General features: G+C 70.0%; 17 protein-coding genes and 1 tRNA gene. 10 read left to right on the top strand and 8 right to left on the bottom strand.

Translation table 11 applies throughout. The annotated features are described in order from the left end of the window. Positions 1-185: 185 nt before the first annotated feature. Positions 186-455: a GlsB/YeaQ/YmgE family stress response membrane protein gene (locus DDP54_RS09360; protein WP_109131506.1), complete on the bottom strand. Its 270-nt coding sequence runs from the start codon at positions 453-455 to the stop codon at positions 186-188. Positions 456-621: 166 nt separating this feature from the next. Here DDP54_RS09360 and DDP54_RS09365 point away from each other — a divergent pair, with 166 nt between their 5' ends. Next, positions 622-2,136: a mechanosensitive ion channel domain-containing protein gene (locus DDP54_RS09365; protein ID WP_242448315.1), complete on the top strand. Its 1,515-nt coding sequence runs from the start codon at positions 622-624 to the stop codon at positions 2,134-2,136. Positions 2,137-2,139: 3 nt separating this feature from the next. Here DDP54_RS09365 and DDP54_RS09370 read toward each other — a convergent pair whose 3' ends face one another. Further along, on the bottom strand, positions 2,140-2,409 hold the full coding sequence (locus DDP54_RS09370) for a GlsB/YeaQ/YmgE family stress response membrane protein (RefSeq protein WP_109131508.1): 270 nt from the start codon (positions 2,407-2,409) through the stop codon (positions 2,140-2,142). 161 nt (positions 2,410-2,570) lie between these two features. Between DDP54_RS09370 and DDP54_RS09375 the strand changes: the two genes are divergently transcribed. The 4 genes from DDP54_RS09375 to DDP54_RS09390 all read left to right on the top strand — a co-directional run bounded on the left by DDP54_RS09375 (position 2,571) and on the right by DDP54_RS09390 (position 4,862). After that, on the top strand, positions 2,571-3,161 hold the full coding sequence (locus tag DDP54_RS09375; RefSeq protein WP_109131509.1) for a hypothetical protein: 591 nt from the start codon (positions 2,571-2,573) through the stop codon (positions 3,159-3,161). 23 nt (positions 3,162-3,184) lie between these two features. After that, a complete protein-coding gene (locus DDP54_RS09380; protein ID WP_197711357.1) occupies positions 3,185-3,745 on the top strand; it encodes a DinB family protein in 561 nt (186 codons plus the stop codon). Positions 3,746-3,861: 116 nt separating this feature from the next. Further along, positions 3,862-4,434 carry a DUF937 domain-containing protein gene (locus DDP54_RS09385; protein WP_109131510.1) on the top strand — a complete coding sequence of 191 codons (573 nt, stop codon included), beginning with the start codon at positions 3,862-3,864 and terminating at the stop codon, positions 4,432-4,434. An 86-nt stretch (positions 4,435-4,520) separates the two neighbouring features. Next, positions 4,521-4,862 carry a hypothetical protein gene (locus DDP54_RS09390; protein WP_197711358.1) on the top strand — a complete coding sequence of 114 codons (342 nt, stop codon included), beginning with the start codon at positions 4,521-4,523 and terminating at the stop codon, positions 4,860-4,862. 25 nt (positions 4,863-4,887) lie between these two features. On the opposite strand, the gene DDP54_RS09395 is transcribed toward DDP54_RS09390, so the two are convergent. From DDP54_RS09395 to DDP54_RS09415, 5 genes are all read right to left on the bottom strand, one after another. Further along, a tRNA-Lys gene (locus tag DDP54_RS09395) sits at positions 4,888-4,960 on the bottom strand. A 147-nt stretch (positions 4,961-5,107) separates the two neighbouring features. Beyond that, positions 5,108-5,308, bottom strand: coding sequence for a hypothetical protein (locus DDP54_RS09400; RefSeq protein WP_109131512.1), 201 nt, complete (start codon positions 5,306-5,308; stop codon positions 5,108-5,110). Between the two features lie 199 nt (positions 5,309-5,507). Then, on the bottom strand, positions 5,508-6,026 hold the full coding sequence (locus tag DDP54_RS09405) for a signal peptidase I (RefSeq protein ID WP_109131513.1): 519 nt from the start codon (positions 6,024-6,026) through the stop codon (positions 5,508-5,510). A gap of 75 nt (positions 6,027-6,101) precedes the next feature. After that, entirely contained in the window at positions 6,102-6,710 is a 609-nt protein-coding gene (locus tag DDP54_RS09410) for a hypothetical protein (protein WP_109131514.1), read from the bottom strand. A gap of 516 nt (positions 6,711-7,226) precedes the next feature. Continuing rightward, positions 7,227-8,081, bottom strand: coding sequence for an SDR family oxidoreductase (locus tag DDP54_RS09415; protein WP_109131515.1), 855 nt, complete (start codon positions 8,079-8,081; stop codon positions 7,227-7,229). A gap of 145 nt (positions 8,082-8,226) precedes the next feature. Between DDP54_RS09415 and DDP54_RS09420 the strand changes: the two genes are divergently transcribed. Next, positions 8,227-9,126, top strand: a complete 900-nt coding sequence (locus DDP54_RS09420) for a helix-turn-helix transcriptional regulator (RefSeq protein ID WP_109131516.1) — start codon at positions 8,227-8,229, stop codon at positions 9,124-9,126. A 100-nt stretch (positions 9,127-9,226) separates the two neighbouring features. Here the strand turns inward: DDP54_RS09420 and DDP54_RS09425 are convergent, their stop codons facing one another. Next, positions 9,227-10,045: a DeoR/GlpR family DNA-binding transcription regulator gene (locus DDP54_RS09425; RefSeq protein ID WP_109131517.1), complete on the bottom strand. Its 819-nt coding sequence runs from the start codon at positions 10,043-10,045 to the stop codon at positions 9,227-9,229. Positions 10,046-10,250: 205 nt separating this feature from the next. On the opposite strand from DDP54_RS09425, the gene DDP54_RS09430 reads away from it, so the two are divergent. The 4 genes from DDP54_RS09430 (at position 10,251) to DDP54_RS09445 (ending at position 15,021) form a co-directional block, all read left to right on the top strand. Next, positions 10,251-11,306, top strand: coding sequence for an autoinducer 2 ABC transporter substrate-binding protein (locus tag DDP54_RS09430; protein WP_109131518.1), 1,056 nt, complete (start codon positions 10,251-10,253; stop codon positions 11,304-11,306). 111 nt (positions 11,307-11,417) lie between these two features. Next, the gene (locus DDP54_RS09435; RefSeq protein WP_242448316.1) at positions 11,418-12,902 is read left to right on the top strand and encodes a sugar ABC transporter ATP-binding protein; all 1,485 of its coding nucleotides are present in this window, start codon (positions 11,418-11,420) and stop codon (positions 12,900-12,902) included. Further along, positions 12,899-13,942, top strand: coding sequence for an ABC transporter permease (locus tag DDP54_RS09440; RefSeq protein WP_109131520.1), 1,044 nt, complete (start codon positions 12,899-12,901; stop codon positions 13,940-13,942). Before DDP54_RS09435 ends, DDP54_RS09440 begins: the two co-directional genes overlap by 4 nt. Continuing rightward, positions 13,939-15,021, top strand: coding sequence for an ABC transporter permease (locus DDP54_RS09445; RefSeq protein ID WP_242448317.1), 1,083 nt, complete (start codon positions 13,939-13,941; stop codon positions 15,019-15,021). The genes DDP54_RS09440 and DDP54_RS09445 overlap by 4 nt, the downstream gene beginning before the upstream one ends. The last annotated feature ends 11 nt before the right edge of the window (positions 15,022-15,032 follow it).

Consider the following 15,032-nt stretch of genomic DNA (forward strand, 5'->3'; position numbering starts at 1 on the left):
GCAACAACCCGCCGAGACTGCGCGGATGGCTGCTGTCGGGTCGACCAGAGCAGCCATCTGCGCAGTCTCGGCGGGTCACCGTTCGGGTTGAGCATGTTCGGTCGGGTGGGAGAGACGACAGCGCCCACCCGGCGCCGGGATTCCGGCGGGGTGGGCGCTGTCGCGTGCGGGTCAGACCGTGCGGGTCAGACCGTGCGGCGGCCGCCCAGGGTCCGGGCGGCGATCGTCACACCGACCGCGGCCAGGGCCACCTGGATGATGAGCTCGATCCAGTCGATGCCGTTCGTGTCGCCGACGCCGAGGCCGTTGGCGATGAGCGTTCCGAGGAATGCCGCGATGATGCCGACGATCATCGTGACGAGCAACGAGATGTTCTGCTTGCCGGGGGCGACGAGCCGACCCAGGAGACCGATGATGATGCCGACGACGATCGCCGAGATGATGCTCCCGATCATGGGATACCTCCGGTGACTGAGCAGCGCGACCTTCGCGCTTGAGACAAATGACGCTAAGCGACGGTGGCACACCGCGCATTTCGAGCGGATCGGGCACTCGGCACCGACCGTGTGTCTACCCTGAACGGACGTCCGGGGATGAACCCGTCATCGAGTGAGGCGCACCGTGATCTGGATCCTCCCGGCGATCGTCGCCGGAGTCGTCGCCGCCTTCATCGTCGCGGCGGTCATCGGTGCGATCACCCGCGCCGTCGGACGCGGCTCCCCGGTCGCCGCTGACCTGGCCCGGCGCTCACGCCGTCCGCTGCGCTCGGTGCTCATCGTGATCGGCGTGTGGCTCGGGCTGCGCCAGGCGACGAAGTCCTCGGAATGGGTCGTCGACGTCGAGCACGTGCTGCTGATCCTGCTCATCGTGACGACCGCCTGGCTCATCGGGACGCTCGCGTTCGTCGCGGAGGACGCGGCGTTCCTGCGGTTCCGGATCGACGTCCCCGACAACCGGCACGCCCGACGCGTCCGTACGCAGATCGTCGTGCTGCGCCGGCTCACGGTCGTCATCCTCGTCCTCGGTGCGATCGCCGCGGCGCTGCTCACGTTCCCGGCTGCGCGCGCGTTCGGCGCAGGGTTGATCGCCTCGGCCGGGCTCATCTCGATCGTCGCGGGCCTCGCGGCGCAGAGCTCGCTCGCGAACGTGTTCGCGGGGCTCCAGCTCGCGTTCACGGACGCCATCCGCGTGGACGACGTCGTCGTCGTCGACAACCAGTGGGGGCGCATCGAGGAGCTCACGCTCACCTACGTCGTCGTGCACGTGTGGGACGACCGACGGCTGATCCTGCCGTCCACGCACTTCACGACGACGCCGTTCGAGAACTGGACCCGGCGGGCCTCGGACCTGCTCGGGACCGTCGAGCTCGACCTCGACTGGGCCGTGCCGATCGACGCGATGCGTGCCGAGCTCGTCCGGCTGCTCGCGGTGACGGACCTCTGGGACCACCGCGTCGGCATCCTGCAGGTGACCGAGGCGACCGGCGGGCTGGTCCGCGTCCGGGCCCTCGCGAGCGCGCCCGATGCCCCCACGCTGTTCGACCTGCGCTGCTACGTGCGCGAGGGGCTCGTGGCGTGGGTGCAACGGACCGCCCCCGACGCGCTGCCGCGCACCCGGCTCGAGACGGTCGAGACGGCGGCCCCCGTCGCGGCAGCCGCGCCGACCGTGACCTCGCGCCGGCCCGACGAGCTCCCGATGACGCCGCCGCTGGGCACCGGGGAGCACGTGACACGCCGCAGCGCCCGGGCGGCCGTCCAGCTCGACGTTCCCCGACCGGGGGACACCCAGCGCCTCGAGCTCGGCGCGCAGGACTCGCGGCTGTTCACCGGGAGCATCGACGCGATCGAGCGCTCGCGGGCCTTCGGAGGCCCGGGAGCCGAGGCGATCGCCGAGCGTGAGCACGCCGCCCGGGAGTGGGACACGTGGGGTGGCGGACCGGGCGGGCCGGTGACGGTCGTGGGTCCGCCGGTGTCGTCCACGACGACGGTCGAGGCGGCTGCGACCCCCTCACCGGCCGAGACACCCGATGCGGCGTCGCCTGATGCCGCACCGTCGGAGCCCGCGACCCCAGAGACGGCAACGTCGGCCGAGGGAGAGCCCCCGGCCGACGTGACGCGCGACGTTCGTCGCGACTGAACCTCAGCGGCGGCGGCGCCGGCCGCCGGTCGCCGCGCCGTAGATCAGGAACACGATGACGGCGCCCGCGATCGCGAGCAGCCACGTGCGGATCTCGAAGAAGTCGCCGAGCCCGACCCCGAGCAGAACGCCGCCGAGCCAACCGCCGAGCACGGCACCCAGGACGCCCAGGACGAGCGTCAGGAGCCAGCCCGCGCCGTTGCGACCGGGGAGCAGCGCCTTGGCGATGACCCCCGCGATGAGGCCGAGCAGGAGGAACGCGAAAAAGCCCATGGGGATCAGCTCCGGTGTCGATCGATCATTGGTGTCGGCAGTGAACGTCGCACACCAGGACGATCAGCGCACCCTGAACGGTGCGGGCCCCCGCGGGGGCCCAGGACGCACGACGTCAAGCAGGGGTTGACACGGGAGACGTGTCAAGCCAAGGTTGACACATGGACCTCACGTCGCCCCACCCCGACCTCCGCCAGCTGCTGTCGGAGGCCCTCACGGCCGCCCGTCCCGACCTCAGCGAACGGCTCGGCGCCGACCCCGAGGCCCACCTCGAGCTCGTCAGCCTCGCTCTCGCTGCGCGGTCGGAGACGGACGCCCTCCTGCGGGCGGCCATCTCCTCCGCGCGCTCGGCCGGCTGCACCTGGGAAGCCATCGGCCACGTGCTCGACATGACGCGGCAGGCCGCCCAGCAGCGGTACGGCGGCGAGGCCTCCGCGCTGCCGCGCACCGGCGGCAACACCCTGCGTCTCGCGCCGCTCAGTGCGTTCAACGAGATGCGGGTCCTCGACCGCGCGGGGCGCTACGGCTGGCACAGCATCGGTTTCGGCGCGCTGTTCCACATCATCGAGAAGTCCGAGCTGCAGTGGGAGCACCGACGCGTGCACGTCGTCGGTGCCGACCGGCGCGAGCTCGAGGACGCCGGCTGGGAGCAGATCGGCTCGCTGTGGTTCCCCTGGGCCTACTACAAGCGGTGCACCGGCGAGCCCGCGCTGCCCGAGCCGACGACCGACGACTACCTCATGCGGCCCTGACGGCATCCTGGGACGCTCGGTCCATGGGCATCGACTGGACGCATCAGCTGACGGAGCAGCTGGACTGGCACTGGCGGGAGCAGCTCCGACCACGCCTCGAGGGGATCACCGACGAGGAGTACCTCTGGGAGCCGGTCGCCAACTGCTGGAGCCTTCGCCCCCGGGGCCACAGCCGGACCCCCGTGTCGATCGGCGGTGGTGACCTCGTCCTCGAGCTCGCCTACCCCGAGCCGAGCCCCGTGCCCGTGACGACGATCGCGTGGCGGCTCGCGCACCTCGTCGTCCAGGTCTTCGGCGCGCGGGTCGCGAGCCACTTCGGCGGCCCTCCCGTCGACCCGCTGACCTTCGAGCTCGCACGCACGGCCACCGCTGCGCTGCGGCAGCTCGACGACGGCTACGCCGCCTGGCTGGCCGGGGTGAAAGGCCTCGGGTACGACGGGCTCGCCCGGCCCTGCGGCCCGGCAGAAGGACCGTACGCCGAGGAGCCCTTCGCGGCACTCGTGCTGCACATCAACCGCGAGACGCTGCACCACGGCGCTGAGATCGCCCTGCTGCGTGACCTGTACGCGAACCGGCGCGTCTAGGCGCAGGGTGCGCGGCCGACCCCTCGCCGCCGGTGGCCTTCGTCCCTAGGGTGGTGCCGACAGCGAGCACGGGCGCCGCGTCCGTGCTGCCGTAACGGCACACCCCGGAGGGCACCATGACGTCGATCGACGAGCTCCTCGCCCAGGTCCCGCTCGACCAGCTCGCCGCCAAGCTCGGCGTCGACGAGGCCACAGCCCGGCAGGCCGTGACGGCGGCGCTGCCCGCGCTCGTCGGCGGCCTGCACGCGAACGCCCAGGACCCCGCGGGGGCGGCGTCCCTCGCGAGCGCGCTCGGGTCGAAGGACACGTCCCTGGTCGACGGCGGGGTCGACCTCGACCAGGTCGACGTGGCCGACGGGGAGAAGATCGTGCGGAACGTCTTCGGGGACAACACGCCGGCCGTGATGCACCAGCTCGGCTCGACCGGCTCGGGCGCCAGCCCGTCGATCATCAGCAAGGTCCTGCCGATGATCGCGCCGATCGTGCTCGCGTACCTCGCCAAGCAGCTCACGTCGCGGGCGCAGGGGGGCGGCACGGCCACGGCCGGACCGACCGACGCAGCCGCAGCGCCGTCCGGCGGCCTCGGGGACGTGCTCGGGGGGATCCTCGGCAGCCTCGGCGGCGGTGGCGCGACAGGCGGCCTCCTCGACGGGATCCTGGGCGGCCTCCTCGGCGGCGGGAAGCGGTGAGCGAGCCCACGACCGCGCCCCGCGCGCCCGGGTAGTCCAAGCCGATCGCGACCAAGCTCCTTCTCAAGCCCGGCGCGGCCTTGTGGGTGTCGGACACGGCCACTCTTGATCTCGTCGGGACGCTCCCCGCGGGGGTGACGCGGGTCGACGCGATCTCGTCGGCGGGGGTCGCTGTGCTGCGGGCCGAGAGCCGCGCCGCCGTGGACGCCCTGCTCGTCGCGCACGGTGACAGGCTCGCCGCCGTTCCGGTGCTGTGGGTGCTCTACCCCAAGGGCAACCGCGCCGACATCAACCGCGACAGCCTCTGGCCGCTGCTCGTCCCGCACGGCCTGCGGCCGATCACCCAGGTCTCGGTCGACGACGTCTGGTCGGCGCTGCGGTTCCGGGCGCTCAAGGAGGGCGAGCGGCAGATGGGCGACAACGGCTGAGGGTCGTCACGCCGAGCGAGAAGGGTGGGCCCCGTGGGGCTCGAACCCACGACCCGCGGATTAAAAGTCCGCTGCTCTACCGACTGAGCTAGAGGCCCGGGGCGTTAGGAGATTGGTCGGGAAAACCCTAGGGAGAACGCTAGGGACAACCCGGCAGGTCCACAGCCGCCAGGGACAGGCTACGCGGGTGTGGGCGGAGGGTCGGTCTGGCTGACCCAGGCGACGTTTGGGAACGGTCGGCTGCCTTAGTGGCTGCGTTGCACGAGTGGCAGTGCCCTGGCGAGGGACTCGCGGTCGCTGAGGCGAAGCTCAAGCTCGCCGGTGCCGAAGTGGCCGGTGCTGCGCACGTCGCGGCTGAAGCCGGGCAGGAGTTCCACCGTGTCCGGGTGGACCTTCAGGTAGGCGAGCAGGTTGTTGCTCTGCAGGTGGACCTCGACGCACGCCAAGTTCTGAGCCGGCAGAAGGCGAAGTAGTTCTTGAGCGTCTGCTTCGTCGAGGGCCTCGAGGTGGCATCCAGCTCCCTGTACAAGCCGGCGAGGCCTTGCGGGGCCTGTGCCAGGTGCTCCGGGACGGTGCAGACGTCCGGGCAAGATCAGCACGCCGCAACCCGATGGGAGGCCGATGGCGGCAGACCCGCCCGCGGTCTCAACGCAGACCGTAGGTGACAGTTCGAGGCAAGCGCAGGGTTGGGGCCGTGACGGAGTCGTGAGCGGTAGCGAAGAACAGTTCCCACAGCAGGACGAGGTTCACCAGGGCCGCCATCAGGGCGAGCACCCCGGTCGGCTGGCGGAAGAAGACGAGCACGAACCCCGCATGGGGGATCACCCGGATGACGCGGCCGACGACGTTGCCGGCGTCCTGCAGGGACACGTCCGGGGTGACGTTCGCGTCGCCCCGGGTCTGGATGGCACCGTCGTCGATCTTGCTGATCCGGTGCGTGGTGAGCTTCCCGGTGCCGGAGTGGAAGGTGATGACGTCCCCGAGCGCGTAGACGCCACCCGGAGGTTGCGTGACGGCGAGGTCGCCGACCTCGAACGCGGGGACCATCGACCCGGACGTGATGGCGAACAGCCGGTAGCCCTCGTGGAACAGGACTCCTCCGGCCGCGGTCGCCCCGATGAGCAGCGCGACCAGGACGGCGGTGATGCGGGTTGCGACGGACATGCCAGGTGCCTCCCGGACGGCGCCTCACGGCCAAGGGATGCGCGCCCTTGGCCGTGGACGCTTGGGTGGGTCAGGTCACGGGGCGATGCCGTGCTGGGTCGCGACGAGCGTGTACGGCAGGTTGAGCTCGGGCTGACCCTGGTGGGCGTTGGAGTACTTCGCGGCCGGGGTCCAGGAGAACGACACGTCGCCGCCCGCGCCCGGTGCCAGGTTCGATGCCAGCAGGATCTTGCTGGGCAGCGGGTTGCACGCCGGTGTGCCCGCACCGACCGGGCAGCTCGTGGCGTCGTCGTTCAGGTTCGCGGAGTCGAAGACGGCGGTGCCGGACGCGGTGACGTGGACCTCGGCGTACGTTCCGCGGTCGTTGACCAGACCGGTGTCGGTCAGGTGGTTGAAGTCGCCGAGAGCGGCCTGGGGGAAGACGACCCAGACGTCCTGGTTGTTCAGGCCGGTGTTCGTGAAGCCGACCGTGTGGGTCGATGCCTCACCGGGGAGCATGTTCGTGAACGCGATCGTGGGGTTGGTCGCGGTGATGGCGATGGTCCCCATCGTGCCGGTCAGGGCACCGGCTTCGCTGTCGGTGAAGTACGCACCCGTCCCTGAGACGGCGGCGGCGAGTAGGCCAGCGGTGAGTGCAGCCGAACCGACGAATCCGCCAATCCGGACGAGCTTGAGCTTGTTCACGATGCTCCTTCGTAGTGCTGTGGTGCCGAACGGCAACCTTCATGACCGTAGGTCGCATAGCCGGACAAAGCGGTGCATATGGCTGTGGCAAACGGGCGAAGGTCTTACGTCCCGTGTCGCGCTCAGTGGGTCGCTGCAGTCGCCACGAAGGCGTACGCGATGATCGCTGCCGTTGAATCGGGCGTCAGCGCGTACAGGGCAGCGGACGCGACGTTCTTCACCGTGTGCGACATCGTCAACATCGTCAACACCGAGCTTGCCCTGCCGCCCGCCGGACCCTGGGCGGGCTTGGCGGCGGGCCCGCCTCGCCCCGGTACACCAGGAAGGCCCCTCGTGTCCGAAGACGAGGCGGGCGACACCGCGTCATCGCGACGTCGAAGGGCAGCGACGACGAAGTGACGCAGTTGCGTGTCTCTGTGCGACTCGCCTTGAGTACCGGGGAAGCGCTGACGTTCCGAGCCGTCGCCGTCGCCGACGGCGCGTGCCCGGTGAGGATGTCGAGCACGCGCCGCACCGTCAGGAGTCGTAGGACAGGGATGCCGAGAGGTCCCGGTGCGCGTCGATCTGCGCCTTGATGGTGGTCAGGTTCTCCTCGACGCCGGCCACGGCGTCGGCGCCGGCGACGAACCGCAGCGGCAGGTCGCCGGAGTCGGACAGGCTGACCAGCGCACGGGCGAGCCGTGCGGGGTCGCCGCCCTGCTGCCCGTTCATGGCCTTCCATGCCTCGATCGTCGACGCGGTGCGCTCGGTGTAGTCCTCGATCTGCAGCTCGGGCCAGAGGGTGGATGCGCCCTCGACGAGCAGGTCGGTGCGGAAGAAGCCCGGCTCGACGGCCATGGTCGAGATGCCGTAGGGGGCCAGGTCGAACCGCAGGGACTCCATCCACCCCTCGAGGGCGAACTTCGAGGCCGCGTACGCGGCGCAGAACTCCTGCCCGATCAGGCCCGCGGTCGAGGTCACGGTGATGACCTGGCCGGCGCGCTGGCGGCGCATGACCGGCAGGACCGCGCGAGTGACGTTCAGCGGACCGAAGAAGTTCGTCTCCATCTGCGCGCGGAACTGCGCGTCGCTGATGTTCTCGAAGTAGCCGGCGTAGAAGTTCCCGGCGTTGTTCACCAGCACGTCGATGCACCCGAACCGGTCGACCGCTGCCGCGGCGGCCGCCTCGGCCGCGGCGGGGTCGGTGATGTCCAGCGCGACGGCGAGCAGGTCGGGGTGCGCCCCGATCGCCTGCTCCACCTTGTGGGTGTCACGCCCGGTGGCGACGACCGCGTGCCCGGCGGCCAGGGCTGCCTGGGCGAGGTGCACGCCCAGCCCGCGACCGGCCCCGGTGATCAGGAAGACCTTCGTGGCCGACGTCTGCTCGCTCATGCTCGTACTCCTTCGATGGCCTGGTGCGCGCCGCACGACGCGGCACCGGCCATGCAACCGCGATCGTCCGCGGCGGAGAAGTCACTGCTGGGCGGTGTACCAGCAGCCCATCCCAGAACCGGCTACGGCGACCTACCGTGGCCGGGTGGACAACCGTGACGAGGTCAAGAACTTCCTGAGCACCCGCCGGGCCCGGCTCACCCCGCAGGCCGCCGGCCTGATCGCGTACAGCGCCAACCGGCGCGTGCCCGGGCTCAAGCGCAGCGAGGTGGCCGACCTGGCCGGGGTCAGCGTCGAGTACTACGCGCAGCTCGAACGCGGCAACCTCAGCGGGGTGTCCGACGCCGTCCTGGAGGCTCTGGGCCGCGCGCTGCAGCTGGACGACGCCGAACGCGCACACCTGACTGACCTGGCGCGCGCCGCCGGCCCGGCGTCCCGCACCCGGCGCCCTCCCGCGGCACTCCAGGTCCGACCGACCGTGCAGCGACTGCTCGACCTCATCGGCGAGACCGTTCCGGCGATCGTGAACAACGGCCGCCTCGATGCCGTGGCCGGCAACGCCCTGGGACGAGCGCTGTTCGCCCCGGTGTACGCCACGCCGGCCCACCCGCCAGGCGCGCCCGCCAACCATGGCCGCTTCACGTTCCTCGACGACCGCGCCCACGACTTCTGGATCGACTGGGAACGCGCGGCCGACGACGCCGTGGCCCAGCTGCGCACGGAAGCCGGCCGCGACCCCTACGACCGGGCGCTGACCGACCTGGTGGGGGAGCTCTCCACCCGCAGCCCCGCGTTCCGGACCCGGTGGGCCGCGCACGACGTGCGCCTGCACCAGGCCGGCGTCAAGCACTTCCACCACCCCGTCGTCGGCGACCTGCACCTCGACTACGAGGCCATGGAGCTGCCCGCCCAGCCCGGGCTGACCCTGATCGCCTTCACTGCCCCGGCGGGCTCACCCGACGAGGACGCCATCCACCTGTTGTCGAGCTGGGCCGCGACCCACGCCACGATCCAGGAGCTCGGCGCGGCTCGGCGCCGGGACTGATCTGGTCGACACCTCTGCGACGGCCGGCACTGCGACCAGTCGCACTCGCCGAGCTGAAGGCGGCCCCCCTGATCATCGCCGCGCTCTCCGAGGTGGTGTCTCAGCTCTGGCCGCGGGGTTCGACGCTCCGCGTCGGGGTCTTGCCGGCCCGCCCGGGCGAGTGGTTCGACGAGGCCGGGGGCGCGACCGGGACCCGGATCACCGGGACCGGGAAACGTGCGGCGCGGATCGGGTCGAGCGTCTGGTCCGTGATGCCCGCAGTGAAGTCCTCGAAGCCGAACACCTTGAACAGCGCCTCGTGGCCGAACTTCGAGCTGTCGGCGACGAAGAAGGCTTCGCTCGCGATCGAACGCATCTTGCGCTTGAGCTCGATCTCGTAGCTCGAGGTCGCGTAGATGCCGTCCTCCATCACGGTGCCGGCCCCGAAGATCGCCACATGGACCCGCAAGGTGTCGAGCTGCTGGATCGACGTCGGTCCCCACATGGCGAAGCCGTTGGGGAGCAGCTCTCCGCCGATGAAGACGAGGTTGATCATGGGCCGCTTGGCGACCTCGAGCCCGATCCGCAGGTCGTGCGTGACGACGGTCAGCCGGGAGTGGTCCAGGTGCCGGGCGACCTCGAGCGTCGTCGTCCCGCCGTCGAGCAGGACTGTCTGACCCTCGAGCACGCGCTCCGCCATGGCGGCCCCGATGGCCTGCTTCTCGGGCATGTGCACGCCGTGCGCGTTTCGCGCAGGCGACTCGTTCATGTGCACGGGCACTGCGCCGCCGTGCGTGCGCTGGACGATGCCGTCTTCCTCGAGCCGGTCGAGGTCCCGGCGGATGGTGGACGTGTCCACCTGAAAGGCCTCCGCCAGTGCATTCACACTGTGGAAGCCGCGCTCCTGCAGCAGGACGGCGATGTCCTCGCGACGCGACATGGGGTGACCTCTCTGGGCGCTTACCGAACTCTAGCAGCCAAGTGTGCACGTTTTCGCGCAGAGTTTTGAGACCTGCTGCGCGATAAACGGCGAGACGTGCTCGACACACGCGCGGATCGCGGCTACTGTCCTGCAGAGCGGGGGCACGAGTCCGCGGCGTGGACGTTGAAGTCCACCGGGCGATCGATCACAAGGGAGTGAACGGATGACGCAACGAAGGCTGGCTGTCCTGGCGATCTCGGGCATCACTGCAGCTCTGCTCGCAGGCTGCGGATCGGTGGGCGGCGGTGCTGCGACCGGCGCGACGGCTGCAGGCGCAGGTACGGGCGCAACGCTCGCCCCCAAGGACATGACCATGGTCACGGTGGTCAAGCTCAAGGGCATCGCGTGGTTCGACCGCATGGAGGTCGGCGTCAAGAACTTCGCCACGCGCACGGGTGTCGATGCCCGCGAGGAAGGTTCGAACGACGTCAGCCCGGAGAAGCAGATCCAGATCATCCAGGACCTGATCCCGCAGAAGCCCACGGCGATCACCGTGGTGCCGAACTCGCCCGAGGCGCTCTCCAACGTGCTCAAGCAGGCGCGCGACCAGGGCATCATCGTCGTCTCGCACGAGGCGACGGGCATCAAGAACGTCGACATCGACATCGAGGCGTTCGACAACGCCGTCTACGGCGCCAAGATCATGGACAGCCTCGGCAAGTGCATGGGTGGCGAGGGCAAGTACGTGCAGTTCGTCGGAGGCCTCACCGCCAAGACGCACATGGAGTGGGTCGGCGCGGCGCTCGACGAGCAGAAGGCCAAGTTCCCGGGCATGACGCGGGTCGAGGACCCGATCGAGAGCACGGACAACGAGAACGCCGCCTACGACAAGGCCAAGGAGATCCTCGCCAAGTACCCCGACATCAAGGGCTTCGAGGGCTCCGCGGGCAACGACGTCCCCGGTATCGCCCGGGCCGTCGAGGAGGCCGGTCTTCAGGACAGCGTGTGCGTCATGGGCACGTCCATCCCGTCGGCCGCCGCGAAGTACCTCGCCAACGGCTCGATCGACAAGATCTTCTTCTGGGACCCCGCGCTCGCCGGTGAGGCCCAGCTCCAGATCGCGATGATCCTCGCGCAGGGCGGCAAGATCGAAGAGGGAACGGACCTCGGGATCGAGGGCTACCACTCGCTCAAGAAGACTGCCGGCTACGACAACGTGTTCGTCGGGGACGCGTCGGTGGAAGCGGACGCCGAGACGGCCGCCAGCTTCAAGTTCTGAGCTCGGCCCTCGACAGGCCTGCACCCTGGGGTTGCCCGTCCACGGACGGTCAACCCCAGGGGTGGCCGGAAAGCACCCACCATGACAGCACCCAGCTCAACGGGCGCACCTGTGCCAGTTCTGCAGGTTCGCAACCTCGTCAAGACCTATGGCGGCGTCATCGCCCTCGACGACGTCTCGCTCGACCTTCTTCCGGGTGAGGTGCACTGCCTCGCCGGCGAGAACGGCAGCGGCAAGTCGACCCTCATCAAGATCATCTCCGGCGCGGAGAAGCCTGACTCCGGCGAGATCATCGTCGACGGGGTCGCGCACCACGCGATGAACTCCACCGAGGCGATCAAGACCGGGATCCAGGTCATCTACCAGGACTTCTCGCTCTTCCCCAACCTCACGGTCGCGGAGAACATCACGCTGACCGCGGCGGTCGCCGACCGCCGGCGGCTCTACTCGCAGCGCGCCGCACGGCCCGCCGCGCAGGCGATCGTCGACGAGCTCGCCCTCGACCTCGACCTCGACGCGGACGTCGAGAACCTCTCGGTCGCGGACAAGCAGCTCACGGCCATCTGCCGAGCGCTCGTGCACGACGCCCGGGTGATCGTCATGGACGAGCCCACGACCGCCCTCACCCACACCGAGGTCGCACGGCTGTTCAGCCTGGTCGAGACGCTCCGCGAGCGCGGGGTGGCGCTGATGTTCGTCTCGCACAAGCTCGACGAGGTCCTTGCGGTCTCCCAGCGGGTGACGATCCTCCGCTCGGGCGTCCACGTGCTGACAGCACCGGCCGCGGACCTCGACCCGCGCGCCATCGCCAGGCACATGACCGGCCGCGACGTGAAGGACGAGCGCACCGTGAGCGAGCTCGCCCCTGATGCCGCGCCCGTGCTCGAGGTCGACGGGCTGACCCTCCCCGGCGCCTACCACGACATCTCCTTCACACTGCGTCGGGGCGAGATCCTGGGTGTGACGGGCCTGCTCGGCTCAGGTCGGTCCGAGATCGCCGAGTCGCTGTTCGGGGTCCTGCCGGCTGAGCGTGGCACCGTTCGCATCGACGGACGCGCCGTGCGGCTGAGGTCCATCGACGACGCGATCGCGGCCGGCATCGGGTACGTCCCGGAGGACAGGCTCTCCCAGGGGCTGTTCCTGGAGAAGTCGATCGCCGACAACATGATCGCCGGATCGCTCGACGCCCATCGCACGCGCTGGCACATGCTCGACGGCGGCCGTGTGCGGACCACCATCCAGCAGCTCTTCGAGCGGCTCCGGATCAAGGCTCCGAACGTCTCGGCCACGGTCCGCTCGCTCTCGGGCGGCAACGCGCAGCGGGTGGTCATCGCCAAGTGGCTCGCGAACCGGCCCCGGGTACTCATGCTCAACGGCCCGACCGTCGGCGTCGACGTGGGCTCCAAGGAGGAGATCCTCGCGATCTTGCGTGCCGAGGCCGCACAGGGGATGTCCGTCATCGTCATCTCCGACGACGCGCCCGAGCTGGTCGCGTGCTGCCACCGCGTGCTCGTGATCCGCCAGGGCCGCCTGGTCCACACCCTTGAGGACGGGGACATCGACGTGAACACCATTCTCGAGCGGATGGCGGCATGAGCGCCCCGGCCGCCCCGGCCCTGGCTGCGGTCCAGCGGCTCCGGGGTCCCAACAACGAAGGCGTTCTCGCGCTGATCCTGATCGGTCTCGTCGTCGTGATGTCGATCGCCAGCCCGGCGTTCTTCACCCTCTCGACGATGTTCGCGATCGTGCGCAGCTCGATCGTGCCGCTCATCTTCGCGCTCGGCGTCCTCATCGTGATCATCTCGGGCGGCATCGACGTCTCGTTCGCCGCCATCGCGATCTTCGCGGCCTACACGACGGTGCGGATCGCCGGCGCCGGTCTGGACCTGGGGCTCGCCGGCGTCTTCGTCGTCGCACTCGCCCTGGGTGCCGTCCTGGGACTGGTCAACGGAGCCGTCATCGCGCGGTTCCGACTGCCCACGCTCATCGTGACGCTCGGCACGCAGGGCATCTTCAAGGGCGCCCTGCTCACCTACGTCGGGTCGCGGTACATCGCGGACCTCCCGGCGTCGATGGCCTCGGTCTCGACGACCAACGTCGTGGAGATCTCGTCCGGCGGACGCGGGGCCTACCTCCATGTCATGGCGGTTCCGGCGATCCTGCTGTGCTTCGCGGTGGCGTGGATGCTCCGGCGAACGATGTTCGGACGTGGCATCTATGCCATCGGTGGCGATGCGGAGGCGGCCCGCCGCGCGGGCTTCCGGGTCGTGCGGACCCAGCGATGGATCTACGTCCTGGTCGGGATGATGGCGGCGGTGGGCGGCATGATCTACATGATCATGGGGCGCAGCGCGAACCCCCAGGACCTCGTCGGCGGCGAGATGGACATCATCGCGGCGGTCGTCCTGGGCGGGGCGTCGATCTTCGGCGGCCGGGGCTCAGTCCTCGGGACCGCACTCGGCGTGCTCCTGGTCCAGGTGATCAACAACAGCCTGATCCTCGCGGGGGTGCCCAGCGCATGGCAGCGCACGGCCGTCGGCCTGCTGCTCATCATCGGCGTCGGCGTCCAAGCGGTCTCTGCGAAGCGCTCGGTGCGACGAGTGCGCGCCAACGATGAGGAAGGAGTGGCCGCGTGAACGACAGCTCGACGTCCAACAACCCCCTCAAGCGGGTCAACGCGCAGGTCGGGGACCGTTACGCGGAGATGCTGAGCCGTGTGCACGTCAACCGCGGCTCGGGGCGCATGATGCTCCTCGTCGTCGTGGCGTTCGCGGTCTTCGCCGCCCTCAAGCCGCAGGTGTTCCTCAGCCCGCTGAACATGCAGAACATCGCCATCGCCTCGCCCGAGATCGGCGTGATCGCCATCGCGATGATGCTCGCGATGCTGACCGGTGGCATCGACCTCTCGCTCGTGTCGATCGCGAACCTCTCCGCGATCACGATCTCGACGCTCTACACGAGCATCGCGGCCGGCGACCCGGCGCGCGCCGAGCAGCTCATGCCGGTGCTCGTCCTGATCGGGCTCGTCGTCGGCCTCGTGGGCGGTGCGATCAACGGCCTGCTCGTCTCGCGGGTCGGCATCACCCCGATCCTCGCGACCCTCGGCACGATGCAGATCTACAACGGCATCGCAGTCGCCTGGACCGGCGGTCGCACGTTGTACGGGTCACCCGACTCGCTCACGGCGATCGGCCACGCGACGGTGGGCGGTGTCCCCATGCTGTTCGTCGTCTTCGTCGTGATCGCGATCGCCGTCGGAGTGCTCGTGAGCCGCACCCCGTTGGGGCTCAAGATCCAGCTCCAGGGCGCCAACCCCGTAGCCGCCCGGTACTCCGGCATCAACAGCCGGCGGGTCCTCATGAGCACCTACCTCGTCGCGGGCCTGCTCGGCGGCGTCGCGGGGATCCTGTTCATCGCCCGCAACCCGACCGCGTCGGCGGACTACGGCGCTTCCTACGTCCTGCTCGTCATCGTGATCGCCGTCCTCGGCGGGACCAACCCGGCCGGCGGCTTCGCCACCGTGTTCGGCGTCGTCCTCGCGACCCTCACGCTGCAGATCGTGGCCAGCGGCTTCACGGCCGTCCGACTGTCCTCGTACGAGTACGCGATCGCCCAGGGCGTGATCCTCATCCTGGTCATGGTCGCCGACCAGGTCACCTGGCGGCGCAGACGCATCGCACGACGCCCGGTCGGCACCGCCGCCGTCCAGGCCTGAACCGCCCCGTC

Origin of the sequence: Cellulomonas sp. WB94 (assembly GCF_003115775.1) — a bacterium.
Taxonomy (GTDB): domain Bacteria; phylum Actinomycetota; class Actinomycetes; order Actinomycetales; family Cellulomonadaceae; genus Cellulomonas_A.